Raw genomic sequence first — 26,878 nt, 5'->3', positions numbered from 1 at the left:
GACGTTATATCCGCCCGCCGTGTCGTTCTTATACGTAGAGGATGCCGGGTTTCTCCGTACTGATACGAGTGCCGGCCTTGCCCTGGACGATCGCTTCGATGTCCTGGAGTGAGCCGATTACCGCGGTTTTTCCAGTATGGCGGGCGAACTCGCAGGCCGCCTGGACCTTTGGTCCCATGGAGCCGGCCGCGAAGCCGAGTTTTTCCATTTCATCCGGGTGCGCCTGGGCGATGGCTTTCTGGGTCGGTTTGCCAAAATCGATGAAGGCGGCATTGACGTCGGTGGCAATCACCAATAGATCGCTTTCAAGCTGTTCGGCCAGCAGCGCCGAGCACAGGTCTTTGTCGATCACGGCTTCCACGCCTTGCAATTTGCCGCTGGCGTCGTACATCGTCGGGATGCCGCCACCGCCGGCGCAAATCACGATGCTGCCTTGTTCCAGCAACCACTTGATCGGGCGGATTTCGAAGATGCGTTTGGGTTTCGGGCTGGCGACCACACGACGAAACTTGTCGCCGTCCGGGGCGATGGCCCAGCCTTTTTCGGCTGCGAGTTTCTCCGCTTCAGCCTTGGTATAGACCGGGCCGATGGGTTTGCTGGGCTTCTGGAACGCCGGGTCGTTGGGGTCGACTTCGACTTGGGTCAGCAGGGTGGCGAACGGGACTTCGAAGTCCAGCAGGTTGCCCAGTTCCTGTTCAATGATGTAGCCGATCATGCCTTCGGTTTCAGCGCCCAGCACGTCCAGCGGATAAGGGCTGACTGAGGTGTAGGCCGCCGCTTGCAGCGACAGCAGGCCGACCTGCGGACCATTGCCGTGAGCGATCACCAGTTGGTTGCCGGGATGGACCTTGGCGATCTGTTCGGTGGCGGTCCGGATGTTGGTGCGCTGGTTGTCCGCGGTCATGGGTTCACCCCGGCGGAGCAGGGCGTTACCGCCCAAAGCGACGACGATACGCATAATGCAGTCCTTTCAAAGTTCGTTGATCCCCGTAGGAGCTGCCGAAGGCTGCGATCTTTTGATCTTGGTCCTTTGATCTTGATCTTGCCTGGCCATTGAAGATCAACATCAAGATCAAAAGATCGCAGCCTTCGGCAGCTCCTACGGGGTCAGGTCATGAACAAATGTTCAGCCTCAGAGATCCGCCAGGGTCGACACCAGAATCGCCTTGATGGTGTGCATGCGGTTTTCCGCTTGTTCAAAGGCGATGCAGGCCGGCGACTCGAACACGTCATCGGTCACTTCGATGCCGTTGCTCAGGGTCGGGTATTGCTCGGCAATCTCTTTGCCGACCTTGGTGTCGCTGTTGTGAAAGGCCGGCAGGCAGTGCATGAACTTGGTGCGCGGGTTGCCGGTGGCTTTCATCAGGTCGGCGTTGACCTGGTACGGCAGCAATTGCTTGATACGCTCGCCCCAGGCGCCCACGGGTTCCCCCATCGACACCCAGACGTCGGTGTGGATGAAATCCACGCCTTTGACCGCCGCTTTCGGGTCTTCAGTGAGGGTGAGGCGCGCGCCGCTTTCCTCTGCATATTTTTTACAACGGGCCACCAGGTCATCCGCCGGCCAGAGGGCTTTTGGCGCAGCGATGCGCACGTCCATGCCCAGTTTGGCGCCGATCAGCAACAGCGAGTTGCCCATGTTGTTACGCGCATCGCCCAGGTAGGCGTAGCTGATTTCATGGATCGGTTTGTCGCTGTGTTCACGCATGGTCAGCACGTCGGCGATCATTTGCGTCGGGTGGTATTCATCGGTCAGACCGTTGAACACTGGCACGCCGGCGAACTTGGCCAGCTCTTCGACAATTTCCTGCTTGAAACCCCGGTACTCGATGGCATCGAACATCCGCCCCAGCACGCGAGCGGTGTCCTTCATGCTTTCCTTGTGGCCGATCTGCGAAGAGCTCGGGTCGATGTAGGTGACGTGGGCACCCTGGTCATGGGCGGCGACTTCGAAGGCGCAACGGGTACGGGTCGAGGTTTTTTCGAAGATCAGCGCGATGTTGTTGCCTTTGAGGTGCTGCTGCTCGGTGCCGGTGTATTTGGCGCGTTTGAGGTCGCGGGAGAGGTCCAACAGGTAACGCAATTCGCGAGGGGTATGGTGTTCCAGGCTCAGCAGATTGCGGTTGTGAATGTTGAAAGCCATTTTCGATCTCCTTTGATTTCGGTTGTCCCCTCGGACGCGCTCGCTAAGCGGGCCGAGGTGGGCAAATTAATAGTCGATAGGGTCGCGAATGATCGGGCAGGTCATGCAGTGGCCACCGCCACGCCCGCGACCGAGTTCGCCGGCGGTGATGGTGATGACTTCTATGCCGGCCTTGCGCAGCAGGGTGTTGGTGTAGGTATTGCGGTCGTAGCCGATGACCACGCCGGGCTCCACGGCCACCACATTGTTGCCGTCGTCCCATTGCTCGCGTTCGGCGGCGAAGCTGTTGCCGCCGGTTTCGACGATACGCAGGGCGGGCAGGTTAAGGGCCTGGGCCACGGTGTCGAGGAAGTTGGTTTCTTCGCGACGGACGTCGATGCCGCCCGGTTTGCTGTCGTCAGGGCGCAGGCTGAAGGCGACGATCTGTTTCACCACTTCGGGGAAGATCGTGACCAGGTCGCGGTCGCAGAAGCTGAACACGGTGTCCAGGTGCATCGCCGCGCGGGACTTCGGCATGCCGGCGACGATCACACGTTCCACCGCTTTGTTCTTGAACAGGTTGACCGCTAATTGACCGATGGCCTGGCGGGACGTGCGTTCGCCCATGCCGATCAACACCACACCGTTACCGATCGGCATCACGTCGCCGCCCTCAAGGGTGGAACTGCCGTGATCCTGGTCCGGATCGCCGTACCAGACCTCGAAGTCGGCGCTGGTGAACTGCGGGTGGAATTTGTAGATGGCGGTGGTCAGCAGGGTTTCCTGACGGCGTGCCGGCCAGTACATCGGGTTGAGCGTCACGCCACCGTAAATCCAGCAGGTGGTGTCGCGGGTGAACTGGGTGTTGGGCAGCGGCGGCAGAATGAAACTGGAATGACCGAGAAATTCGCGGAACATCTGAATGGTTTTGCCGCCGAAGCTGTCCGGCAGGTCATCGGCGGAGACGCCGCCAATCAGGAATTCGGCAATCTTGCGTGGCTCCAGGCTGCGCAGCCAGGAACCGGTTTCGTTGACCAGCCCAAGGCCGACCGAGTTGGCGGTGATCTTGCGCTCCAGAATCCAGTTCAGCGCGTCTGGAATGGCGACGATGTCGGTCAACAGATTGTGCATCTCCAGCACGTCGACATTGCGCTCACGCATTTTGGTGACGAAATCGAAATGGTCGCGCTTGGCCTGGGCGACCCACAGCACATCGTCGAACAGCAGTTCGTCGCAGTTGTTCGGGGTCAGCCGCTGATGAGCCAGGCCGGGGGAGCAAACCATGACTTTGCGCAGTTTGCCGGCTTCGGAATGGACGCCGAACTTGACTTTCTCCTTGGTCATTGCCGTGTTCCTCCAGAAGAAAAATTATTCAGTGGTTAAAGGGTCTGGAAGCCGTCCTACCGTCTGTAGGCCGCCACCGATCATCGAACCGACCACCCATGCGACCGAAGTGATGGCTATGTCGCCAGGAATTCTCCACTCCTGTGAAGCCAACTTATCTTCTGCTAGTCCGACGTGTGTATTTATCGAGCCCGATATCTAAGGTATCGCATAGACCTTGAACAGCTTCTTGGCCGTGTCGCCGACGCCTCCCAGGTGGTTGTCGTATGCCTGCTCAATCTCGCCCGATCGGTACATTTCACTCAGCGTGGTGTCGACCAGCAAACGGAAATTTTCGTCGTCTCGATCCACCGTCATTGCAGTCGGTGCGTACTCAAAAATACGCTCCAGTAGAACCAGATTTCCTGCGGAGTACTGTGTGCTGAGGCGATTCTGGAGCATTATGCGTTCAGCGAAGAAGACATCGGCTTTGCCTTCATCAAGCAGTTTAAGGCCTGCGTCAGCGTTCTCGACCGTGACCAGGGTCGCCACCACACCGAGTAATTGCATCTTCTGACGGATCCAGTCCTCGGTGATTTCGCCAGCGGTAGCGGCATAGGTTTGGTTGGACAGCCCATGGTTGATGGTCGCTCGCCAGGTCGGACCGGTATAGGCAACTTTTCCGTTAAGTACATTGAGCAACGCTTCTGGTGCATCCTTACGCACCACTGCCGACAGGCCGGCCGTGTAGATCGGCACCGAATAGCTCACAGTCTTGCGCCGCTCCAGTGTGGGCAGTGTCGGCGTACAGAGTATGTCGACCTTACCCGAGCTGACGGCGTTCACCTGGTCGGTGGTGGTGACGGGCTGGTACCGTATTTGCAACCCGGGCAAACCCAGTTCGGTCTTGACCTTGTCGGCGATTTTCAGACAAAGATCAATGGCGTAACCGCTGGCTTTATCGCCCGTCTGGGAGCTAAAAGGTGCATAGCCCGGCAGATAGCCGAGGGTGAAGGTGTTACTTGCCCGCACGCGTTCAAGGGTATTGGCATCCGCCAATACCGGGACCAGCGTGAGCAGGCAGACGAGCAGCAGGTTGTTGGCTTTGGTCAGTTTTACGTTCATATCCTGGTTCCCCGAATTCAGATGTCTGTGCAGTCCTGAAGACAACGGCTAAGGATTGCCGGCCCTGGTCTGAACGGTTTGAGTCTCACCGACAAAACGCTTGGCGAGGAAGCCATAGAGCAGGTAGCCGAATGCAAGGACGAGGGTGCCGCCGAACACGGCGTCTTTGCCGCAGGCATACAGGGCGTATAAGGAATAGGCCACGGCAATCAGTAACAATGACGTGTTGCGGGTGTATATGCTTGCACTGACGTTGGCTTTGTACATCATGACCAGCAAGCCGGTGGCCGCCGTCACGTAGGGGATCAGGTTGGTCACTGCCGCCAGGCTGACGAGCTTTCCGAACTGGGCGCTGGCATTGGGCGAAATGGTCGACAGCGCCATCAAGGTCTGCAATACACCGCAGACGAGCATGCCGACAATAGGCGCATTCAGCGCGCTGACCTTGCTGAACAGTTTTGGGAACATTCCCTGGTCAGCCGTCATCTTGGCCGTTTGCGCCAGGGTGAACTGCCAGCCCAGCAGCGAACCAACACAGGCCATCACCGCCAGCGCCATGATGATGTTGCCGACCATGGGGTTGAACATATGTGCATAGACGAGGGCGAAAGGGGCCGATGAATTGGCCAGTTCGGCATTGGGTATGATGCCCTGGATAACCGTAGTCGACAGCACATAGACCACGGCCGCACCCAGCGTGCCGAGCAGGCAGGCCAGCGGCACGGTGCGTTTGGGATCTTCCACTGCATCGGAGGCTTGCGCGGCCGACTCCATGCCGAGGAAGGCCCACAGGGTCAGGGGAATCGCCTTGCTGATGGCTTCGGAGATTGGCAGGTTGTTCGGGTTCCAGGCGGCAGCCAGCACATCAGGCTTGAACCAGAACCAACCGATGATGCTCAAGCCGGCCACCGGGATGATCACACCCCAGACGGTAATCGCGCCGATCTTGCCCGTGATGCTGGGGCCACCAAAGTTGGCCACGGTGGTCAACCAGAGCAAGCCGACCGTTCCGATGAACAGCGGAATGGCGCCACTCCCCAGCCAGGGCACGAACGATGTCATGTACCCCACTGCGGAGATGGCGACCGCCACGTTGGCGATGGCCAGCGAAAGGAAGTACAGGTACGAGCAGAGGAAGAACCCTGATTTGGCGTGCGCCTCTTCGGTATAGGCGGACAACCCGCCTGAGCGCGGACAGTAGATGCCGCACTGGGAAAAGCAGTAGGCGATGGCCATGGAGCCTATGGCGGTGACGATCCATGACAGCAATGAAACGGCACCGAGTTGGGCCATGCTCGTCGGCAACATGATGATGCCCGAGCCCATCATGTTCACCGTCACCAATGTGGTGAGCCCCATGAGGCTCATTTTCTTGCTTGAGTCGGCCATCGGAAACTCCTTGATCTGCGCAATGCATTGACCCTGAGTCCGGCGTTTGACTACTCGTCGGGTAAGGGGTTGAACCTTAGTTTTTGACCACATAGACCTTGTAGGTTGGCCGACCTGAGCTGTCGCGCTCGATCTCCACACCATGATTGTCATGTTCGAAGCCCGGGAAGTGGCCATCGAACAGTTCCATCGCCAACAAGTAATCGACGATGGCCTTTTTATCGGCACCCGCTTTTTCTCCGGGCATCATCAATGGAATGCCGGGCGGATAAGGCACGATCTGCACGGCCACGGTACGATCGAGCATGTCGCGCACGGCGATCTGCTCAATATCGCCTTTTACCAGTCTGGCGTAGGTGGCCCGAGGCGAAGCGACCGGGTCCGGCAGCAAGGTGTAGGCCGCATCCATGTTGTGCAGCATCTGCGAGCTGATCATGTCCTGGTGCATGGCTTCGGCCAGGTCCTTGAGCCCCATGCCGCTATAGCGCTCGGCGTGGCTGTGGACCAGGTCGGGCAGGACCTGCTCCAGCGGCGTGTTGCTCTCGTAATGTTTCTTGAACTCCATCAAGCCGGCGATCAGCGAGCCCCATTTACCTTTGGTCACGCCAAGGCTGAACAGCACGAGAATTGAATACGGCTCGGTTTTTTCAACCACGATGCCGCGACTGGAGAGGAAGGACGACACTAGCGGCGCGGGGATACCGCTGTCCTCCATCTGGCCCTCGAGTGTCTGGCCAGGTGTCAGCACCGTGACCTTGATCGGGTCGAGCATGCAGTAATCAGCACCCAAGTCACCGAAGCCATGCCAACTGGCTGTCGGTTTGAGCACCCAGGCGTCGCCGTGATGCAGAACTTCAGGGTTGAGTTCGGCGAAAGGAACACCGTTGACTTCATCCGGTTGCCAGACACCAAACCACCAATCGTTGCCATCGCGCTCGCGTATCTCATTGCTCAGGCGAGCCATGGCCTGGCGAAAGGCGATCGCCTCGTCGATGGACTCATCAGTCAGGTACCCCCCCGCGTCATCCATCATTTTCGACGAGACATCGATCGAGGCGATGATGCTGTACTGCGGTGACGTCGAGGTGTGCATCATGAAGGCTTCGTTGAACAGAGCCGGCTTGACCTCAACCTTGCCCGAGCGGACATGGATCATCGAAGCCTGTGAAAGCGCTGCCAGTAATTTGTGGGTGGAGTGGGTGACTGTGACGGTGGCATCGTCGGGATGGCGTTCGCCACGGTGCATGCCATAGCGGCCTTCGTAAAGCGGGTTGAAGCGCGCATAGGCATACCAGGCTTCGTCGTAGTGGATGCGATCGACGCTCTGGCTCAGCTCGCGGGTGGTGGTTTGCACGTTGTAGCAAAGGCCATCGTAGGTCGAGTTGGTCAGCACCGCGAGCACCGGGGGCGCTTGTTTATCGGTCACCAGCGGGCTGTCTGCGATTTTCCTGGCAACTACAGCCGGCGTCAGTTCTATAAAGGGGACCGGCCCGATCAGGCCCCGAGCATTGCGCCTTGGACGCAAATACAGCGGCACCGCCCCGGACATATTCAACGCATAGTTCAACGACTTGTGGCAGTTGCGATCGACCAGCACGGCATCGCCGTCGGTCACTGCTGAATGCAGGACGATCTCGTTACTCGCCGAACTGCCTCCAACCGAGAAAAAGGTGAAGTCGGCACCGAACACCCGGGCCGCGAACTTTTCCGCTTCATCTATGGGGCCTGAGTGGTCATTCAACGAGCCCAATTGGCCGACCGAAACACTGAGGTCGGAGCGAAGCATCTGCTCACCATAGAAGTCGAGGAACGTACGCCCGACAGCCGTCTTCATGAATGCCGTGCCGCCGGTATGGCCAGGGGTGTGCCAGGAATACTCGTGCGTATCGGCAAAGTTGACCAGCGCGCCGAAGAACGGCGGCAGGATGGTATCCAGGTAGCGGCGGGCTGCCGCTTCTATGCGCCCGGCGATGAATTCGGCGCTGTCTTCAGGCTGCCAGATAAACCCGTCAATGCACTCGATAAATGCCAACGGAACCCGGCTCTGATGGGCCTGGCTCATGCCCAGCATGATCGGTAGCTGAGCCGTTCGCCGGCGCATCAGCTGGATAAGTTGCAGGGCCTGATCAGGCGCATTCTCACACAAGCCCCATCCAATGATCGCGCTGCAGTAGGTCGAATTTGCCTTGATGGCGATTTCGGCCTCATCAAGAGATCTCACCCATTCAACGGCCACTTCATTCTCGTGCAGCGCTGTGGCGATGGATTGGACACTGCGCACCAGAATGTTGTCGTCGGTTTCCAAGGCATTCGCCACGATCAACACGGGGTAGCGCTGCGCCAGGTCGGCGGGTAACCGTGTATGCGAGCGACTCATGGGCGTCTCCTTTAGAAAGTGGCTGGCGATGCATCAGGTTTTGAGAACGTAGCCAAAGGCGCAGGTGCGTCCGCCTTCCTGCTTCAGATAAACGCCTTGCAGTTCCGGTGTGAAGCCGGGCAAACGGTTGATGCCTTCCTCAAGCGCCAGGAAATACTTCAACACCGCGCCACCCCATATTTCGCCGGGTACCACGCAAAGGACACCAGGCGGGTAGGGCAATGCGCCTTCGGCAGCAATGCGTCCATCGGCTTGAGCCAACGGCACCAACTCGACATTGCCGCGGATGTATTCGATCTGCGCCGCCTGAGGGTTCATCGCCTTTTTGGGAAAGTGCTCCTTTCGGAACATGTCTTTCTGCAGTTGCTGAACGTTGTGGCTGCGGTAGAGGTCGTGCATCTCCTGGCAGAGCTGACGGATCCTGTAGTCGCGATAACGTTCCTGGTACTGCTCGTAGATAGCCGGAAGCACTCTGCTCATGGGCGCATCATCATTGATGAAACGTTCGAAGCGCGTTAACTGCGCGGCGAGATGACTCATTTTTGCCCAGTCTTCGGCGGGTGTAAGCAGAAACAGAATCGAGTTGAGATCGCATTTTTCCGGAACGATGCCGTTCTGCCGCAGGAAGCTCGCCAGGATGCCGGCATGGATACCAAAGTCGGTGTAACTGCCGTCGACGGGGTCAATGCCGGGTGTTGTAAACAGCAACTTGCAGGGGTCGATGAAATATTGTTTGTCGGCATATCCGGGGAAGGCGTGCCAGCGATCCTTCGGATGAAACTCGAAAAACCGAACGTCGTTGGCGATCTCGTCGGTCGGGTAGTCCTGCCACGGGCGACCATCGATGGTGCCCGGTACGAATGGGCGGATCATGGTGCAGGCTTCCATGATCAATTTGCGCGCATTGATGCCGAACTTGACGCAGTCTTCCCACAGGCGCAGACCGCTGCGGCCAGCATGTATGCGCGCATTGATATCCAGTGACGCAAACAGCGGATAGAACGGGCTGGTGGAGGCCTGAGCCATGAAGGCATTGTTCACTCGGGCATGGTTGCAGTAGCGCGCCTGACCCTTTATGTGCCGGTCCTTTTTGTGGATCTGCGAGGCCTGGGAAAAGCCGGCTTGCTGCTTATGCACCGATTGAGTGACGAAGATACCGGGGTCGTTCTCGTCGAGATCGAGCAGTAGTGGCGAGCAATCCTTCATCATCGGTATGAACTGTTCGTAACCGACCCAAGCCGAATCGAAGAGAATGTAGTCGCACAGCTGACCGATTCGATCGACCACCTGGCGGGCATTGTAAATAGTGCCGTCATAGGTACCGAGCTGGATAACCGCCAGACGAAACGGACGCGCCAGCGTGGCCTTGTCTGGAGCGACCTCGTTGATCAGCTCACGCAGGTAGTCTTCCTCGAAGCAGTGGGAGTCTATTCCACCGATGAAACCGTAGGGATTGCGCGCGGTTTCCAGATAAACCGGCGTGGCCCCCGCCTGGATCAGGGCGCCTTGGTGAACGGACTTGTGGTTATTACGATCGAACAGGACCAGATCGCCCGGTGTGAGCAAGGCATTGCTGACGACCTTGTTGGAGGCCGAGGTACCATTGAGCACAAAGTAGGTCTTGTCGGCGTTGAACACCTTGGCGGCATGTTTTTGTGCCAGCAGCGCAGGACCTTCGTGGATCAGTAGATCGCCGAGCTTGACGTCGGCATTGCACAAGTCGGCGCGGAACAGTGTTTCGCCAAAGAAGTCGAAGAATTGCCGGCCGGCTGGATGCTTGCGAAAGAACTGGCCGCCCTGATGGCCTGGGCAGGCAAACGTCGCGTTGGCTACCTCGTAGTACTGCTTAAGCGCATTGAAAAATGGCGGGAGGAGGGTGTCCTCATAAGACTTCGCAGCGGTTTCGAGTTGGTGTCCATAGTGATCGAGGTTGTTTTGCGATAGATCGAAAACACCATTTACCTGCAGCAGCACGTCTTGCAGTTGCTTGTAGATGTCCAGGGCACGATTGCCGCCGTCCTGGGAGACGACCAGAAAAATCGGGATATCGAAACCGGTACGTTTAATGGTTTCCAGCGCGCCGGCCAGCACATCGTCTCGGGAAACCACAGCTACCGCGACGTCGGTAAAGTCGGTCTGGTCGAAGGGGACAATTTCTCGGCCCGTACGAAAGCAATCACGAACCGAGACGCTGGCGGCAATTTTTAAGTAACTCACAACATTCCTCCCAGCCGGTGCGTGGGCACCTGCATTTGAGGGCTGTCAATATGTGGGCTACTGCAAAAAGCCCTGATTTAAATAATTGGCAATATTGGGTATAGACTCATCTTGGCCAGTCGGGATTTTTTTTATTCACTGCCCGAGAAGCCTTGTGTATCAATCCTGAGAAAGCCGCTTTACCGAGTGAGGTATATCGTGCTGATCGAGAGGCGGACTGTAGGAAATCGTCTCCGACCACAGAGGATGATGTGTAATCATTTCCAGAGAGTGCGGAGCATTAATTCGCGAATTCAATCTCTCGACAAACGACTCAGCTCCATCAAGGCTGCGAAAGCTCGCCACCCACAGATCCATGTGAACCCACCAGCGATTCTGTGCAGGGTTTTGTTCAATATAAATCTTCATTGACGGCGTTCCAAAAATGCAGAGATCAGTCGTCCTGACGTGTGCAGGCTCATCCCTTTGCTTTCTGTGTCCGCTGGCGAGTGAGCAATCCATGGCGTGCATCGTTGCGTGTTTGCCAGCGTGTACTCGTTGAACCGGCAAATTATTGATCTATATCAACCATCCTGGCCTGTTTGCCCGCTGCCTAATACCGTATGTCGGACAGCAACTGTCCAGCTCGATACGTGCTCTGTATACGCAGCGATGGGTCGATCGAGACCACACTTTAGAATTGCTCTAGCTTACGGAGAGCGCAGGAGTTGAGTGTTATTGTTGATGATGGTTTGTATGATTTCTACCGAACCATTGATGGCGAATTGAACCCCCATACAAACGAGTAAAAAACCCATTAAGCGTGATATGGCATCAATCCCTGACTCTCCTGTTGCTTTCATAATTAAGTCGGAAGCGCGCAAACAACACCAAAGAATTATAGAGGTTGAAAGAAATATCAATGGAGGTGCTGTTAGCAATACCCAGGATGGAAAAGTCGTGCTGTGTTTAATGGTGGCAGAAGCACTAATGATCATCGCAATAGTACCTGGGCCAGCAGTACTGGGCATGGCGAGTGGAATGAACGCAAAATTGGCTCGCTCTGCTTCGCTATCGCAAGCGGAGGAAGGCTGGCGGGGCTGAGGGAATAACATCCCGGAGCCGATTATTATTAGAATTCCCCCGCCGGCAATCCGCAAGCCTGGTATGGAGATACTAAAAACACCCATGATAAATTCACCGATGTAGTAGGTGAGTGTCATGATAATAAAGACATACACTGCAGTCAGGAGTGCCTGTTTGTTTTTTTGTTCTCGACTAAGCCCTTGGGAAAGGGCTAGAAAAAGCGCCACGGTGGTAGGGGGGTTGATCAATGGCAGCAACGCCAGCAGCCCAAGAACGATAGCGTCAAATAAACTGTCCATGCCTGGATACCCTGCAAATAGCTGAAAAATCCGCGTAAAGACGTAGTTGCGGAGTTGAGTTCGAGCCAGTATTACTTTTTCCTATACTGATAATCAGCCTTCGAGGTAGCACCAGAACACTAGAGAATTTTACACGCGATTTTGATTTTGACCACTTAAGGGCACCTCTGGAAAAAATCCATACTAAGTTTGTTTAGGCAGCCCGTTTATGGACGGCCTGCCGTTCCGCCAACGGCAGGCAGGCAACATGTCCCTGGAGCTCTCGAGCCAGGGGGAGAACGTCCCCAGTCGCTGTCGACCCCTTCGACAAAAATCGGTGTCGCGGCACTCGTTACGCGGTCCCGCAAGGGGCCATGTTTTTCAGTAGAAGGTTGGATCATGGACTAGACTCAGGCGGTTAGTATTGGAGCCAAACGTCAAGAGCAGAACAACCGTCCACGACACCGGTTTTGCTAGAAGCAATGAGCGATCTGCAAGCTGATAGCTGCACCTGCAAGGTCAGTCTATTGGTAGTCATCTACTGGCACTTGTGAGGTCTTTTCAATGGCAAAGAACAAGAAGAAAGCCCCTAAGGATATTCCCGCTGAAAGCTCGAGACTGAGTAACAAGGATTACCTTGATCAGTTGCGCACATTGCATGTCGAAGTGGTCAAGTTGCAGGAGTGGGTGAAAGCAAAAGGCATCAAGGTCTGTATCGTCTTTGAGGGGCGCGACGGTGCAGGGAAGGGCGGAACGATCAAGGCGCTCACCGAACGGGTGAGCCCGCGCGTTTTTCGAGTCGTGGCGTTACCGGCTCCGACTGACCGAGAGAAGAGCCAGATGTATCTGCAGCGCTACCTGCCGCACCTGCCCGCAGCGGGCGAAGTGGTGATCTTCGATCGCAGTTGGTACAACCGGGCGGGTGTCGAGCGGGTGATGGGCTTCTGCACCAGAGAGCAGGTTGTCACTTTCCTGAAGTCAGTCCCCCTGGTGGAGCGAGCGATCGTCGAGTCGGGGGTTATCCTGCTCAAGTATTGGCTGGAAGTGAGCGAAGAGGAGCAAACGCGCCGGCTCGAGGCGCGCATCAAGGATGGACGTAAAGTCTGGAAACTGACTCCAATGGATCTTAAGTCATACAGCCGCTGGTATGACTACTCCCGCGCACGTGACGACATGTTCATGATGACTGATACCGAACATAGTCCGTGGCTTGTGGCTAACTCGAATGACAAGCGGCGGGCCCGCCTTAACATCATCTCTGATTTGCTAAGCCGCATTCCGTACAAGGATGTAATGCGTGAGAAGGTGACGTTGCCTAAACGCCAGAAGCCTGGCGGCTATCGCGAACCGGATTACTCGCTGCGACGAATTCCCGAAAAATTCTGACCGGTACGTTTAATCGAAGCCGCGCTGTACACCAAAGGGCAAAAGTCCCATGAGCCATTCGGATACTTCACCTCCCGTCCCGGAACCGGGCCGGATTGCACGCCAGTCGAGCAATGATCAAACCGGATGGCACCGCTGGTTGCCGGGACTGCGTACGTTGCGTGGATACCAGATGACGTGGTTGCGGCGCGACATCGTGGCCGGGCTGGTGCTGACCACGATGCTGGTGCCCGTTGGCATCGCCTACGCAGTGGCATCGGGCGTACCTGGCATCTATGGTCTCTATGCGACCATCGTTCCGCTGCTCGCTTATGCACTGTTCGGGCCCAGCCGGATTCTGGTACTGGGGCCGGACTCTTCGCTGGTGGCTGTCATCCTCGCCGTCATCCTGCCACTGTCCGGCGGCGATCCGCATCGTGCAGTCGCCTTGGCGGGGATGATGGCGATCGTGTCGGGGACGGTGTGCATCCTGGCAGGTATCGCGCGTCTGGGTTTCGTCACTGAGCTGCTTTCCAAACCGATCCGTTACGGGTACATGAACGGAATTGCGCTGACGGTGTTGATCAGTCAACTGCCCAAGTTTTTCGGTTTTTCGATCGAAACAGACGGACCGCTGAGAAACTTATGGGCGATCGCCACAGCGGTGATGCATGGAAAAACCAATTGGGCCACTTTCATGGTTGGCGCAGCCACTCTGGCGGTGATTCTGCTGCTCAAGGGCAACAAGCGCATACCGAGCATTCTGATCGCAGTGGCAGGAGCGACCGTCTCCGTTGGTGTACTGGACCTTGGCGCGAGTGCTGGGGTGTCGGTTCTCGGTTCTCTCCCACAAGGTCTGCCGGCATTCGCCATTCCCTGGATCACCACCGCCGATATTGTTCCCGTCCTGATCGGCGGGTGCGCTGTTGCCCTTGTTTCGTTTGCTGACACCAGCGTGCTCTCGCGTGTCTATGCAGCGCGCACCCGCACCTACGTGGACCCGAACCAGGAGATGATCGGACTGGGCGTCGCCAACCTGGCCGCCGGATTTTTTCAGGGCTTTGCGATCAGTAGCAGTTCGTCACGTACGCCCGTGGCCGAGGCCGCAGGCGCTAAAACCCAGCTGACCGGAGTCGTCGGCGCGCTTGCTGTTGCCTTACTGCTGATGGTGGCGCCAGACCTGTTGCAAAATTTACCTTTTAGCGCACTGGCTGCGGTCGTCATCGCGTCCGCTATCGGCTTGATCGAGGTTGCCGACCTGCGACGAATTTATCGTATTCAGCGCTGGGAATTCTGGCTGTCGATCGTCTGCACTGTCGGCGTGGCCGTGCTGGGAGCGATTGAAGGCATCGGCCTGGCCATAGTGATAGCCGTCATCGAGTTCCTGTGGGATGGCTGGCGCCCATACTCTGCGATTCTGGGAAGCGCAGAGGGCGTCAAGGGTTACCACGACATCAAGCGCTATCCCGATGCACGCCTTATACCTGGCCTGGTCCTGTTTCGCTGGGATGCACCCTTGTTTTTCGCGAACGCCGAGTTGTTCCATGACAAAGTACTCGACGCCGTGGCTACATCGCCCACGCCCGTGCGTTGGCTGGTTGTTGCGGCGGAACCGGTCACCAGCGTGGATGTGACCTCCGCCGACATGCTGGCTGAGCTGGACGAAACTTTGAATGAGGCGGGTATCAAGTTGTGCGTGGCCGAAATGAAGGACCCGGTCAAGGACAAGCTAAAACGATTCGGGCTTTTCGCACGGTTTGGCGAATCGGCGTTTTTTGCAACGATAGACGATGCCGTCGACAACTATCTCGTGATTCATCCGGCGGACTAGCCACATTCAGTAGGTCCACCAGTTGGCTTTGATCCCCGTCAGATGGCACAACTGTGCATCTGAATTTTGGGATTTATCAAAGACACAAGTAGTTAAGTGCGATGATTGCCGTTGCAGCGTCCCAAGTGGCTGAGAGCGATAGCACCCATGATTCAGGGTTGAGCATACGGCCTCAGCTTCTGTCCTTAAGTTGAACACTCCATGCTTGCTAGCAGAGCCGCCTTCTACAAGATCAACGATCCTGTATCGCTTGCTGCCATCGTCCAGTGTGGTGGTCTCGATCACTCTGAATTTTGGGTGCATGGTTGCTTTCCGTCCATGAGATTGGTGCCCTACAAGTACCGGTAAAAAGAGGCAATTTCAAGAACGGGACGGGCTTAAGCTGAGACAATTTATGACGGTGCACCAAACCTTTCATCTCATGAGGCACGGTTTGGCAGTAGGTGCAGTGTTAAGCCATTTTCCTATAGTCGATCCGACGAGCTGGAAGGGAGGAATGCCGAATGGGTAGCGAACAGGCATTAGTTCTGGGCCCGGTTTGAGCTTTAGCCATAGCTCTGCCAAGGAGATTTTGCACCCAGGTGGATGCAGCTTAGGTGCAAGTAGCTGCAGAGGATAGAGCACGAATGAGCGGGTCAGAATTTCGGCTCTAGGCAGCTGGACACCTTCAATATCGCCAGTCAGGCCGTCAAAAAGGAGCAGATCAATATCGAGAGTGATCAACCGCTGCATCCCGCTCCTTCGACCATGGAGGTGCTCGATTCCTTTGATCCATGCTACGAGCTCGCGAATGTTGAGATCAGTGGTCGCAGTTATTACCAGGTTGTAAAAGGGCGGGTGGTCTCCGTCTAGGGAGATGCTTTCATAAACGGGTGAGCAACGGATATTTTCCAGATGCTCTTCCAGCATTGTAAGAGCGATCTCAATGTGTCTTTCACGCTCAACATTGCTGCCCAGGCCGAGATAGATTTTGTGATTTTTCATGAGGCCTGACTCGCTGATCTGAAACCTATTTGATGACGTAATTCCTTGTGGCATCAAATAGGCGATAGTAATGGCGCCTTCAATGGCATGACCTTCAGAATGACTTCAACTGATGGTGTAATTTAGTAGTAGAGTCGCCAGGAGAGCGACGATGGAGGCTACTACCGTCCCGCCTGTGAACTTCTTCAATGCATCTGAGAGGGATACATTTAAGTATTCCTTCACGACCCAGAAAGCAGAGTCGGTGACATGTGCCCAGCCGATGGAGCCGGCACCGATGGCAATAACAAGAATCTCGGGCTTCAAGTGAGGGTCGGCAGCTAGCATTGGGTGAATCATGCCAGCGGCGCTCACCATTGCTACGGTCGCCGAGCCGACTGCAAAGTGCATCAGCCACGCAACAAACCAGGCAAGGACAATCAAATTAATATCTGATCCTGCGAGAAGCCCTGAGATAGCTTTACCCACCCCACTTTCGATCAGAACAGCATTGAATGCACCGCCCGCACCGATCACAAAGATAATATTGGCTAAGGCTGGAAAGCTACGCTGAGTCAGTTCCAATAGCTCGATCATGGTGCGACGTTGACGTAAGCCAAGCGACCAGTAGGCAAACCCCACAGAAATCATCAGCGCGATTAAAGGGTTTCCAACGAACTGTGCGGCCAACTTTACCCACATACCATCAGGGAGGCTTGCGGTAGCTGTTTTAAAAACCATGAGGATGAGGGGTAAGCCAATGGTCAGTAGTGTAATCCCGAACCCTGGCAGTGTTCGCGCCGCACCAACGCTTTCTCCTTGAACTTTCAGGAATACTTGCTGACTTGCTGAGGCTTCTCGCCCACAGTAAAGGTTTACCCAAATAGGCCCTGCAATAATGATTGTCGGAATGCCCACCAAAAGTCCGTAGATAATCACAGTCCCAACATCAGCCCCCATCATAACAGTAATAGCCATCGCGGCTGGGTGCGGAGGAAGAATGCAGTGGATGGTCATCAAGGAAATGGCGAGAGGAATTCCCAAAAATAAGGTGTTTATCTTTGTTTCCCGCGCTACGACATAGACAAGTGGTATCAGGAGAACAAAGCCGACTTCGAAAAATACTGGGATTCCTGCGATGGCCCCAACAATAGCCATAACCCAATGGGCTCGTTTGGAACCTAAGTTATCGAGTAACGTTTTAGCGAGTCGTTCAGCTCCACCGGACTCCTCTAGAATTTTACCAAGTATGCCTCCGAGGCCTATTATCGCAATTAGGAAACCCAGTGTTCCGCCGATACCTGATTCAAGTGTGCTAATAATTTTTGGAACAGGCATCCCCGCACCAAGTCCGACCACGAAGCAAGCGATCACGAGTGCTATGAAGGCGTGAAGCCTGACCTTCATAATCAAAATAATAATTAAAGCAATAGACGCAAATAGTACCCCTAACAACCATGTAGATTCTTGCATTGGTATGCCTCGCACCTTGTTTTTATTAGCGTAGCGTTGAGCGGAATGATAATTAAAGTGCCGAAGCTTTAAGTTGTTTTCATGGCTTTTTGATTTAAGGTTGATCAAATTTTTACATGAATGCGCCCCCTCAGAAGAACTCCCAAGGGGGCTTTCGTATTAAAGATTTGGCCAAGCGTCCGAAACTTTATGGTCTGGATGTTGGCCAAAGCACGCGCATCAGCCGATAGTCTCAGACGAATACGAATCTGGCGAAGGCGGAAACACAATCGTCTTAGTGTCGTTTAGAAAAACCCGGCCATGCACATAGGCATGAATCGCGCGTGCCAGCACCTGGCTTTCAACATCACGTCCCAACGATACGTAATCTTCTGGGCTCTGAGCGTGAGTAATGCGAACGATATCCTGCTCGATGATCGGGCCTTCATCCAAGTCAGCTGTAACGAAGTGTGAGGTTGCACCAATCAGTTTCACACCACGATCAAAAGCCTGCTTGTATGGGCTACCACCTTTGAAAGATGGCAGGAACGAGTGGTGGATATTGATGATCCGGCCCGACATCTGTTGGCACATTTCATCAGAGAGGATCTGCATGTAGCGAGCTAGAACGATGAGCTCTGCGCCGGTTTGGCGAACGATGCGCATTTGCTCTGCTTCAGCCTCTGCCTTGTTTTCCTTGGTTACCTTGATGAGGTGATAAGGAATTCCATGGCCTTCTACTACTTTTTGGAAGTCCAAGTGGTTCGAGATGACGCCAACGATGTCGATTGGCAGGGCACCGATGCTCCAGCGATAGAGCAGGTCGTTTAAGCAATGGCCGAAACGAGACACCATCAAAATGACTTTGCGTTTAGTACGCTCATCAAAGAATTCGTAATCCATCTTGTATTTCTCTACAAGTGGTTGAAATTCTCTTTCGAGATCCTGCAGTGAGCAACCTTCCTCAGAGCGGAAGGTAATGCGCATGAAGTAGTGATTGGTGCTCTCATCGTCAAATTGGGCGCTGTCACGAATATTGCAACCATGCCCAGACAAGAAAGCAGTAATATCAGCGGTTACGCCCCGGATCGAAGGACAGGTAACACGAAGTACGTTATTTTTAGCTTTGTTCATCTGAGATCACCTTAAACGGCAACTGCTGCCTGGTTGGTAACAATGTGGTGCTGACGCTTGAATGCTGTAACGGTATTGGCCAGCAGGCATGCGATAGTCATTGGGCCGACGCCACCTGGAACTGGGGTAATTGCAGAGGCATGCCCTGCTTCGTCAAATGCAACATCACCTACAATCCTGGAACTCCCGTCGCGATCAATTCGGTTGATACCAACATCGATAACGACTGCACCAGGTTTGATCCAGTCACCCTTTACAAGCTCGGGGCGACCTACAGCGACAACGAGGATGTCTGCGGTACGGCAGAGTGCGGGGACGTCTTTGGTTTTTGAATGCGCTACGGTGACAGTGCAGTTCTCGGCCATCAGGAGCTGTGCCATGGGCTTGCCGACGATGTTGGATTTGCCCACGACCACGGCGTGCAGACCTGCGAGGCTGCCTAGTCGGTCTTTGAGCATCATCAGGCAGCCTAGGGGAGTGCATGGAACCAGGGCATCTTGACCGGTCGCAAGACGGCCAGCGTTCAAGATGTGGAAGCCGTCAACGTCTTTATTTGGATCAATGGCGTTAATAACCGCATTAGTATCCAAGTGTGCAGGCAGGGGAAGCTGCACCAAAATGCCATTTACTTCCGGAGCGGCATTTAGCTCCTCAAGTAATGTCATCAACTCGGTCTGAGTTGTATCGACCGGAAGTCGGTGTACAAAAGACTCCATGCCAATTGCAAGCGTTTGCCGGTGTTTTGCGCCTACATATACACCGCTGGCCGGATCCTCTCCCACAAGGATAACTGCCAGGCCGGGCGTTAGACCGGTTTTCGATTTGATTTCTGCGACTTCATCCGTGAGTTTCTCGACAAGATCAGCTGCATAGCCTTTCCCGTCGATACGGTCGGCCAGGAATGGTTTATTCATGGAACTTTACCTCAACATCAAAAACTGGCGTGGTTGTTGTTTTTTTACGCAAGTAGGGGGATGGGGTATGAAGTTCATACCCTTGGCAAAACTTCTTTAGTCAACGTTGACTAAGGACGCGCCACGATCCATAAATTTTTTGAACTGGTCTTCTGGAACAAAGGCGCCACCGGTCGTCCAGATGACGTGAGTAGCCTGGGCTAGTTTGCCTGCTAAGCTTTGAGCTTCCTGATAGGCACGACCTTGCGTACTTTTGACAATAAATTCAGGCCCCGCGAATCCGGCGGTTGCCGAAGGCTCGAGGCGAATGGATTGAGTCGTCTCTGCCATCCAGAGCCAGCGGAATAAGTCGTCATCGGCCACGGTGAATACACCGGACAACATGGGTTTCATCACGTCTGCGACAAATGCCGACATGCGGGCAACCGCCATGCCGTCAGCTTCGGTACGGTTGGTCAGGCCAACGTCGTAGACCGATATCAGTTCTTTCGAACCACTCATCATGTGCACCAGTGCGCAAGGCGACTGGACAGGCTCAACAAAGAATGTGTGCGCAGCATCACCGAAGATTGCCTTCAAGCCATAGGCTGCGCCACCTGGAGCTCCACCGATACCGCACGGTAGATAGATGAAAAGTGGATGATCTTCATCTACGGTTACACCTGCTGCTTCCAATTGGGCCGCGAGCTCGCTTGCCGCTGCGCTGTAGCCGAAGAACAGCATTTCGGAGCGTTCGTCATCCACGAAGTAGATGGTTGGATCGCCTTCGGCGTCGATACGGGCACATTCGACCGCAGTAGTGTAATCAGCCTTATGCTGAACCACTTCAACGCCAAGACGAGTCAAGCGTTCGACTTTCCACTGTTTGGCATCGGACGACATGTGAACCACGGCACGGAACCCAAGTGCGCGTGCTGCAATGCCCACGCTCAGGCCTAGGTTGCCGGTACTGCCCACAGCGATGGTGTGCTGTGCGAAAAGTGCTCGAGCCTGCGTACTGGCAAGTACGGTGATGTCGCCACCTGGTGTGAGTATTCCGCGCTTCTCTGCCATTTGCTTGGCGTACATGAATACTTCATAGACACCGCCACGCGCCTTGATCGAGCCAGCGACAGGAAGATCGTTGTCTGCCTTCACGAATACTCGACCGTATTCGGGGCCCGCGTAACCCAGAGCAATACGCAGATCTTTCGCCTCGATCAACTGGGAGAGAATCTTCCCGTTTGAAGCTTCTAGCTCTGGAAAGCAAGCCTTCAGTACAGGTGCAAGGATCCGCCAATTAGCTTCGGCTTCGCTAACCTGGGCTGAACGAATTGGCAGCGACGGGTCGGAGATGCCATCAGGTTTCAAGTTGGGGTTCAGCCATAGTGCTGGGCGCCCCGCCAAGACATCTTCCCGCGCTGGATCATTAGGGAGAGTAACGCTCATTTTTTTATTTTCCTGCGGAGTAGAGGAGGCCGGCGGCGGAGAATGTCCTCCACCGCCAATGTCACCTCAGGCATAAATCGGAAACGCAGCGCACAGCTTGGCGACAGTTGCTTGGCTGCGTGCAATAACGGCGGCGCGTGTAGCCTCGTCAGCTAATTGAGCCTCGAAAATATCCGCGATCAGGTTGCCAATGATCTCGAACTCGACCGCACCAAAACCACGAGTCGTACCCGCCGAGGAGCCCAGACGAAGACCTTTCCATTCCGAAGGTTTTGCACTGTCGAAAGGGATCGGATTTTTGTTTGAGGTGACGTTGATCGTAGAAAGCGCATCCTGGGATTGCTGCCCAGTGAGGTCTTTAGACGAAACATCAACCAGGACTACGTGGGTGTCAGTGCCGCCGCTGACAATACGCACACCGCGTTTCTGTAGAACTTCTGCCAGTAATCGCGCGTTGGCTTTAACGCTGGCACCGTAAGTCTTGAATTCATCAGTCAGTGCTTCGCCCAGGCATACAGCCTTCCCAGCGATGGTGGCCAGGTGGGCACTACCTTGTACGCCTGGAAATACGGCAGGCTGCAGTTTTTTGAAAAGATCCTCTCTGTTGGTCAGGATCAAGCCGCCGCGTGCACCGCGTAGAGTTTTGGTCGTAGTGCAGGTGACGATATCCGCGTAGGGGATCGGCGAAGGGTGAACACCTGCTGCAACCAGGCCAGCGAAGTGGGCCATGTCGACCAAGTAAGTAGCGCCCACCTTGTCGGCGATTTCACGCATGCGGACGAAGTCGATTTCACGTGGATAGGACGAGCCGCCGGCGATCAGCAGTTTTGGCTTGTGTTCCAGGGCGAGCTTTTCGACGTTGTCATAATCGATACGACCGGTTTCACGGTCGACTCCGTAAGAAACAATCGTAAACCAGCGACCGGATTGGTTGGGCTTTGCACCGTGGCTGAGGTGGCCACCGGATGCCAAGTCAAGGCTCAGCACCACGTCGCCAGGTGTCAGCAATGCAAAAAATACCGCCTGGTTGGCCTGCGTCCCGGAGTGCGGCTGGACGTTGGCAAAATCGCAGCCGAACAGTTCTTTCGCGCGATCAATGGCTGCTTGCTCGACGATATCTGCAAAATCAGCACCGCCGTGGAAACGTTTACCTGGGTAGCCTTCGACGGTTTTGTTGGTGATGACTGACCCAAGGGCGTCCAGCGATGCGAGACTTACCGAGTTTTCTGAAGCGATGAGTTCAATCTGCCCTTGCTGGCGTTTCTTTTCATTTTCAAGCGCGTTGAAGATCAGCGGATCGCGTGCTGCAAGGTGATCGTGAAAATAGGACTTGGTCATTGCTGCGGTTCCCGTCTTGGTTTTTTCATACCCTAATCCTTGGCCAAGATGAGAAAAAGCGAATAATATTTCAATATTACATTAGCAATTCTTACTGATTGATCTTGTTAGGCGGAGGAAAAAAGCTCATGGATATCGGTAGATTGCGCGCGTTGCGGGAGTTATCTATTCGCAAAACCATGGCGGCTGTAGCGGAGGCCCTTCATGTGTCTCCATCCGCCGTGTCCCAGCAAATTTCTCTTTTGGAGCAGGAAGTAGGAATCGACCTGGTCGAACGGCGTGGACGCGGGGTTAACCTGACTATTGCTGGTCGTATGCTGGTTGAACGGGCAAACCGCATTTTTACGGAGCTTGAGTCGGCCCGTGCAGACATGGCGGAGCTCAAGGAAGTCGTTGCAGGTGAACTTCGCGTAGCAGCCTTTCCCTCAGTGGCAGCAGCCTTTATCCCTAAGACCATTCGCGCGCTTAGCGCCACGCATCCTCAGTTGCTGGTGCAGTTTGACGAGATGGAGCCGGAGGAGGGGTTGAATGCGTTGAGAAGCTGGCAAACGGACGTTGCTCTGATCGATGATCTCAATATTCCACCTGGCCTGCTTGATCCGGGCATCGAAACCATCCCGCTGATTGAGGATGTTTTTAACGTGATGATGTCTCCCAATCATCGGCTGGCACACATGGAGGAGGTCACGCTGGGTGATCTCAGTGGCGAGCTCTGGGTGATAGATACGGCTTCCAGTACCTACACTCGCGTATTGACTGATGCGTGTCAGAACGCTGGTTTCACACCCAACATCGTTGCGCGCTGTAAGGGGTTCGAAGTCACTCTCTCCTTGATCCGCGAAGGCTGCGCAATTGCTATTTTCCCCGAATTACGAGCCAGCTTCGACCTGCAAGATGCACGGGTCTGTCGGCTGGTTCCCGAAATTCGGCGCAGGATTTTCGTAGCGTTCCGCAAGGGTGAGAAGAAAAGCCCAGCGCTCCAAGCATTCATCCAAAGTATTTGTGCTCATACAACTGATTTTGCTGATCCTCCTGCTGCCTGATCCTCTCAGAGGGTCAGTATCTATTGCTCTATCCCCGCCAACCGCCAGTGTCTCGACGCACGGACGTCATTTCGTGCGCCTTGTGCTTCATACAAAATCATTAGTTTTGCTTACGTGATATTGAAAAAATATTCGCTTTTTCTGACTTTGCACAGGGGCTACGGTATTTGAAAGCGTTTTTGCCCCGTCACACCGGGGCCTTTTTAAAACAATAAAAAGAGGGCCTACGATGCCACTTTCGATAAGCGCTTACTGCGCATACCGGGTGCCCTGACGGCGTCCATCTTGTTTTCTGCCCTCCACATCGCTGTTCAAAATTCCGTCCGGTTTCGGTGCGTCGGCATCGTGCGGCCTGGATTTACTCGTGCCATTTTTGGAGCATTAAAATGAAAAAAGAAAACAAGCTGATCAAAGTCTGCGGTGGCCTGGTCGGCCTCACCCTGATGACTTTACTGTCCGTTGATGCCAGTGCTGGCGTGACGCTGGATAACGTGAAGAAAAAAGGCTTTGTACAGTGCGGGGTCAGTGACGGACTTCCAGGGTTCTCCTTTGTGGATGCTAAGGGCAGCTTTGCCGGTTTCGACGTAGACGTTTGCCGTGCGGTCGCAGCGGCGGTCTTCGGTGATGCGAGCAAGGTCAAATACTCACAGCTCACTGCCAAAGAACGCTTCACGGCGCTACAGTCCGGCGAAGTGGATCTGCTATCCCGCAGTACCACTTGGACGTCCTCACGTGACGGCTCCATGGGCATCCTGTTTACAGGCGTCAGCTACTACGATGGCCAAGGATTTTTGGTCAATAAAAAACTGGGTGTAAAGAGCGCTAAAGAGCTGAATGGCGCAACGTTCTGCATCCAGGCGGGGACGGTCACCGAGCTGAACCTTGCAGATTACTTCCGTGCGAACAAACTGAAATTTACACCCATCTCATTTGATACTTCTGACGAGAGCTTTAAGGCGCTCGAAGCTGGGCGCTGCGACGTGCTGACGTCTGATCAATCGCAGCTGTATGGTCAGAGACTGAAACTCGCGACTCCTGATGACTATGTCGTACTACCAGAAGTCATCTCAAAAGAACCGCTTACTCCTGCCGTAAGACGAGGTGATGAGGAGTGGTTTACGGTGGTGCGCTGGACGTTAAATGCAATGCTCAACGCTGAAGAGTTGGGCGTCACTTCCAAAAATGTGGCCGAGCAAAAGCAGGGCACTAACAATCCTGATGTTGCGCGGCTGCTAGGAGGCGAAGGAACGTTGGGTAAAGATTTGAATTTGCCGAACGACTGGGCTTTCCAGATCGTCAAGCAGGTAGGCAACTATGGTGAGTCGTTCGAGCGAAACCTCGGTGATGGCAGTGACCTGAAGATCAAGCGTGGGCTTAACGCGCTGTGGAGCAAAGGCGGCATTCAGTACGCGGCACCTGTTCGCTAAGTCTATTTCGCCCGGTCTTAGGCCGGGCGTTTTCTTGTCTGTCCTGCCGGTGTACATATGCAAATGAACAATGGCTCAACGCGCCAGGTGTCATTGAATGATCCCGTTGTGCGCGCACTAATTTTCCAGATCCTGATCGTTGCCGCAGTGGTTACGATGGGATGGACTCTCTACCAAAACACGTACACAAACCTTGTGCATCGCGGAATCACTTCTGGCTTTGCATTTCTTGAGAACAGCGCTGGATTTGGGGTTGCACAGCACCTGATTTCTTATAAGGAAGTCGATTCATACGCGCGTGTTTTCGTCATAGGTCTGTTGAACACGCTGCTAGTAACCTTCATCGGTGTGATCCTGGCGACGATCCTGGGGTTTATCATCGGCGTTTCACGGCTGTCGAAGAACTGGATCATTTCCAAGCTTGCGACGGTGTATGTAGAAGTTTTCCGTAACATTCCACCGCTGCTGCAAATCCTGTTCTGGTACTTCGCTGTATTCCTGACCATGCCGGGGCCACGCAATAGCCATAACTTCGGCGACACTTTCTTCGTCAGCAGCCGTGGTCTGAACATGCCAGCGGCGCAAATGGCGGATGGATTTTGGGCATTCGTGGTTAGCGTCGTCACGGCTGTCGTCTTCATCGTGCTGATGTGTCGCTGGGCCAACAAACGCTTTGAAGCGACCGGTGTGCCGTTCCATAAATTCTGGGTGGGCTTGGCGCTTTTTCTGATGATCCCTGCGCTGTCTGCATTGATCTTTGGTGCGCCGCTTTCTTGGGAAATTCCGACGCTGCAAGGCTTTAACTTTGTTGGCGGCTGGGTGCTGATTCCGGAACTGCTGGCGCTGACCTTGGCGCTTACCGTATACACGGCAGCGTTCATCGCGGAGATCGTGCGTTCGGGCATCAAGTCCGTCAGCCACGGCCAGACCGAAGCAGCCCGCTCGTTGGGATTGCGTAACGGTCCGACCCTGCGCAAGGTGATCATCCCGCAAGCACTGCGCGTGATCATTCCGCCGCTGACCAGCCAATACCTGAATCTGGCGAAGAACTCATCGCTGGCGGCCGGCATAGGTTACCCGGAAATGGTCTCGTTGTTTGCCGGCACGGTACTCAATCAGACCGGCCAGGCCATCGAGGTTATTGCCATCACCATGAGCGTGTACCTGGCGATCAGCATCAGCATTTCCCTGCTGATGAACTGGTACAACAAGCGCATTGCGCTGATCGAGCGGTGAGGAAACCAGCATGAGTTCTCATACTTTCAAACCTGATATGCCGCCACCGAGCAAAGTCTTCGGGCCGGTGGCGTGGATGCGCGCCAACATGTTTTCCAGCTGGCTGAATACCCTGCTGACCTTGCTCGCATTCTATTTGATCTACCTGATCGTGCCCCCGATTCTGCATTGGGCAATCTTGGATGCCAACTGGATGGGCACTACCCGTGCCGACTGCACCAAGGCGGGCGCCTGCTGGGTGTTCATCCAGCAGCGTTTCGGTCAGTTCATGTACGGTTACTACCCACCTGAACTGCGCTGGCGCGTCGACCTGACGGTGTGTCTGGCGGTCATCGGCGTGGCACCGTTGTTCATCTCGCGCTTCCCGCGTAAAGCGGTGTATGGCCTGAGCTTCCTGGTGCTGTACCCGTTCATTGCCTACTTCCTGTTGCATGGCGGCCTCTTCGGTCTGAGCACCGTGGCGACCAGCCAATGGGGCGGCCTGATGCTGACCCTGGTGATTGCCACCGTCGGTATCGCCGGTGCTTTGCCTCTGGGGATCATCCTGGCCCTGGGTCGTCGTTCGAACATGCCGGCGATTCGGGTGGTTTGCGTGACCTTCATCGAATTCTGGCGCGGCGTGCCGTTGATCACGGTGCTGTTCATGTCCTCGGTGATGTTGCCGTTGTTCCTGCCTGAAGGCATGAACTTCGACAAACTGTTGCGGGCGTTGATCGGCGTGATTCTGTTCCAGTCGGCCTATGTGGCCGAAGTGGTACGTGGCGGTCTGCAAGCGATCCCTAAAGGTCAGTACGAAGCGGCAGCGGCGATGGGCCTCGGTTACTGGCGCAGCATGGGCCTGGTGATTCTGC

The 26,878-nt window shown here is 55.0% G+C and carries 20 protein-coding genes; 6 read left to right on the top strand and 14 right to left on the bottom strand.

Translation table 11 applies throughout. From position 1 onward, the window contains the following. Positions 1-28: 28 nt before the first annotated feature. The 8 genes from arcC to KGB14_RS20705 form a co-directional block, all read right to left on the bottom strand. Positions 29-958 carry a carbamate kinase gene (arcC, locus tag KGB14_RS20740; RefSeq protein WP_223488563.1) on the bottom strand — a complete coding sequence of 310 codons (930 nt, stop codon included), beginning with the start codon at positions 956-958 and terminating at the stop codon, positions 29-31. A gap of 174 nt (positions 959-1,132) precedes the next feature. Continuing rightward, a complete protein-coding gene (locus tag KGB14_RS20735) occupies positions 1,133-2,143 on the bottom strand; it encodes an ornithine carbamoyltransferase (protein ID WP_223488562.1) in 1,011 nt (336 codons plus the stop codon). A 66-nt stretch (positions 2,144-2,209) separates the two neighbouring features. After that, positions 2,210-3,466 (bottom strand): arginine deiminase, encoded by a 1,257-nt coding sequence (gene arcA, locus KGB14_RS20730; RefSeq protein ID WP_223488561.1) that lies wholly within the window; start codon positions 3,464-3,466, stop codon positions 2,210-2,212. Between the two features lie 198 nt (positions 3,467-3,664). Continuing rightward, positions 3,665-4,570, bottom strand: a complete 906-nt coding sequence (locus tag KGB14_RS20725) for an amino acid ABC transporter substrate-binding protein (RefSeq protein ID WP_223488560.1) — start codon at positions 4,568-4,570, stop codon at positions 3,665-3,667. Positions 4,571-4,618: 48 nt separating this feature from the next. Beyond that, the gene (gene potE / locus KGB14_RS20720) at positions 4,619-5,959 is read right to left on the bottom strand and encodes a putrescine-ornithine antiporter (RefSeq protein ID WP_223488559.1); all 1,341 of its coding nucleotides are present in this window, start codon (positions 5,957-5,959) and stop codon (positions 4,619-4,621) included. A 76-nt stretch (positions 5,960-6,035) separates the two neighbouring features. Next, a complete protein-coding gene (locus KGB14_RS20715; RefSeq protein ID WP_223488558.1) occupies positions 6,036-8,336 on the bottom strand; it encodes an Orn/Lys/Arg decarboxylase N-terminal domain-containing protein in 2,301 nt (766 codons plus the stop codon). Between the two features lie 33 nt (positions 8,337-8,369). After that, a complete protein-coding gene (gene speF, locus KGB14_RS20710; RefSeq protein ID WP_223488557.1) occupies positions 8,370-10,553 on the bottom strand; it encodes an ornithine decarboxylase SpeF in 2,184 nt (727 codons plus the stop codon). 689 nt (positions 10,554-11,242) lie between these two features. Further along, positions 11,243-11,917, bottom strand: coding sequence for a MarC family NAAT transporter (locus tag KGB14_RS20705; protein WP_223488556.1), 675 nt, complete (start codon positions 11,915-11,917; stop codon positions 11,243-11,245). Positions 11,918-12,460: 543 nt separating this feature from the next. Between KGB14_RS20705 and ppk2 the strand changes: the two genes are divergently transcribed. Together ppk2 and KGB14_RS20695 are read left to right on the top strand one after the other, a co-directional pair. After that, the gene (gene ppk2, locus KGB14_RS20700; protein WP_223488555.1) at positions 12,461-13,282 is read left to right on the top strand and encodes a polyphosphate kinase 2; all 822 of its coding nucleotides are present in this window, start codon (positions 12,461-12,463) and stop codon (positions 13,280-13,282) included. A gap of 49 nt (positions 13,283-13,331) precedes the next feature. Beyond that, complete coding sequence (locus tag KGB14_RS20695) at positions 13,332-15,092, top strand: SulP family inorganic anion transporter (protein ID WP_223488554.1); 1,761 nt, start codon at positions 13,332-13,334, stop codon at positions 15,090-15,092. Between the two features lie 414 nt (positions 15,093-15,506). Here KGB14_RS20695 and folK read toward each other — a convergent pair whose 3' ends face one another. The 6 genes from folK to glyA form a co-directional block, all read right to left on the bottom strand. Then, on the bottom strand, positions 15,507-16,076 hold the full coding sequence (folK, locus tag KGB14_RS20690) for a 2-amino-4-hydroxy-6-hydroxymethyldihydropteridine diphosphokinase (RefSeq protein WP_223488553.1): 570 nt from the start codon (positions 16,074-16,076) through the stop codon (positions 15,507-15,509). Positions 16,077-16,181: 105 nt separating this feature from the next. Beyond that, a complete protein-coding gene (locus KGB14_RS20685; RefSeq protein ID WP_223488579.1) occupies positions 16,182-17,528 on the bottom strand; it encodes a gluconate:H+ symporter in 1,347 nt (448 codons plus the stop codon). Between the two features lie 219 nt (positions 17,529-17,747). Then, on the bottom strand, positions 17,748-18,641 hold the full coding sequence (gene purU / locus KGB14_RS20680; protein ID WP_095054757.1) for a formyltetrahydrofolate deformylase: 894 nt from the start codon (positions 18,639-18,641) through the stop codon (positions 17,748-17,750). A gap of 11 nt (positions 18,642-18,652) precedes the next feature. Next, entirely contained in the window at positions 18,653-19,555 is a 903-nt protein-coding gene (gene folD, locus KGB14_RS20675) for a bifunctional methylenetetrahydrofolate dehydrogenase/methenyltetrahydrofolate cyclohydrolase FolD (protein WP_223488552.1), read from the bottom strand. Between the two features lie 96 nt (positions 19,556-19,651). Continuing rightward, positions 19,652-20,983: a D-serine ammonia-lyase gene (locus tag KGB14_RS20670; protein ID WP_223488551.1), complete on the bottom strand. Its 1,332-nt coding sequence runs from the start codon at positions 20,981-20,983 to the stop codon at positions 19,652-19,654. A gap of 66 nt (positions 20,984-21,049) precedes the next feature. Then, positions 21,050-22,321 (bottom strand): serine hydroxymethyltransferase, encoded by a 1,272-nt coding sequence (gene glyA / locus KGB14_RS20665; RefSeq protein WP_223488550.1) that lies wholly within the window; start codon positions 22,319-22,321, stop codon positions 21,050-21,052. A gap of 128 nt (positions 22,322-22,449) precedes the next feature. On the opposite strand from glyA, the gene KGB14_RS20660 reads away from it, so the two are divergent. The 4 genes from KGB14_RS20660 to KGB14_RS20645 form a co-directional block, all read left to right on the top strand. Then, entirely contained in the window at positions 22,450-23,364 is a 915-nt protein-coding gene (locus KGB14_RS20660) for a LysR family transcriptional regulator (RefSeq protein WP_103393372.1), read from the top strand. A 443-nt stretch (positions 23,365-23,807) separates the two neighbouring features. Next, positions 23,808-24,791 (top strand): amino acid ABC transporter substrate-binding protein, encoded by a 984-nt coding sequence (locus KGB14_RS20655; RefSeq protein WP_223488578.1) that lies wholly within the window; start codon positions 23,808-23,810, stop codon positions 24,789-24,791. A gap of 57 nt (positions 24,792-24,848) precedes the next feature. Next, entirely contained in the window at positions 24,849-26,027 is a 1,179-nt protein-coding gene (locus KGB14_RS20650) for an amino acid ABC transporter permease (RefSeq protein WP_223488549.1), read from the top strand. Positions 26,028-26,037: 10 nt separating this feature from the next. Continuing rightward, the coding region (locus tag KGB14_RS20645; protein WP_223488548.1) for an amino acid ABC transporter permease at positions 26,038-26,878 on the top strand (841 nt) is incomplete at its 3' end.

It is taken from the genome of Pseudomonas sp. A-RE-19 (assembly GCF_019956555.1).
Taxonomy (GTDB): Bacteria; Pseudomonadota; Gammaproteobacteria; order Pseudomonadales; family Pseudomonadaceae; genus Aquipseudomonas.
This window is presented reverse-complemented; position numbering and strand designations above follow the sequence as displayed.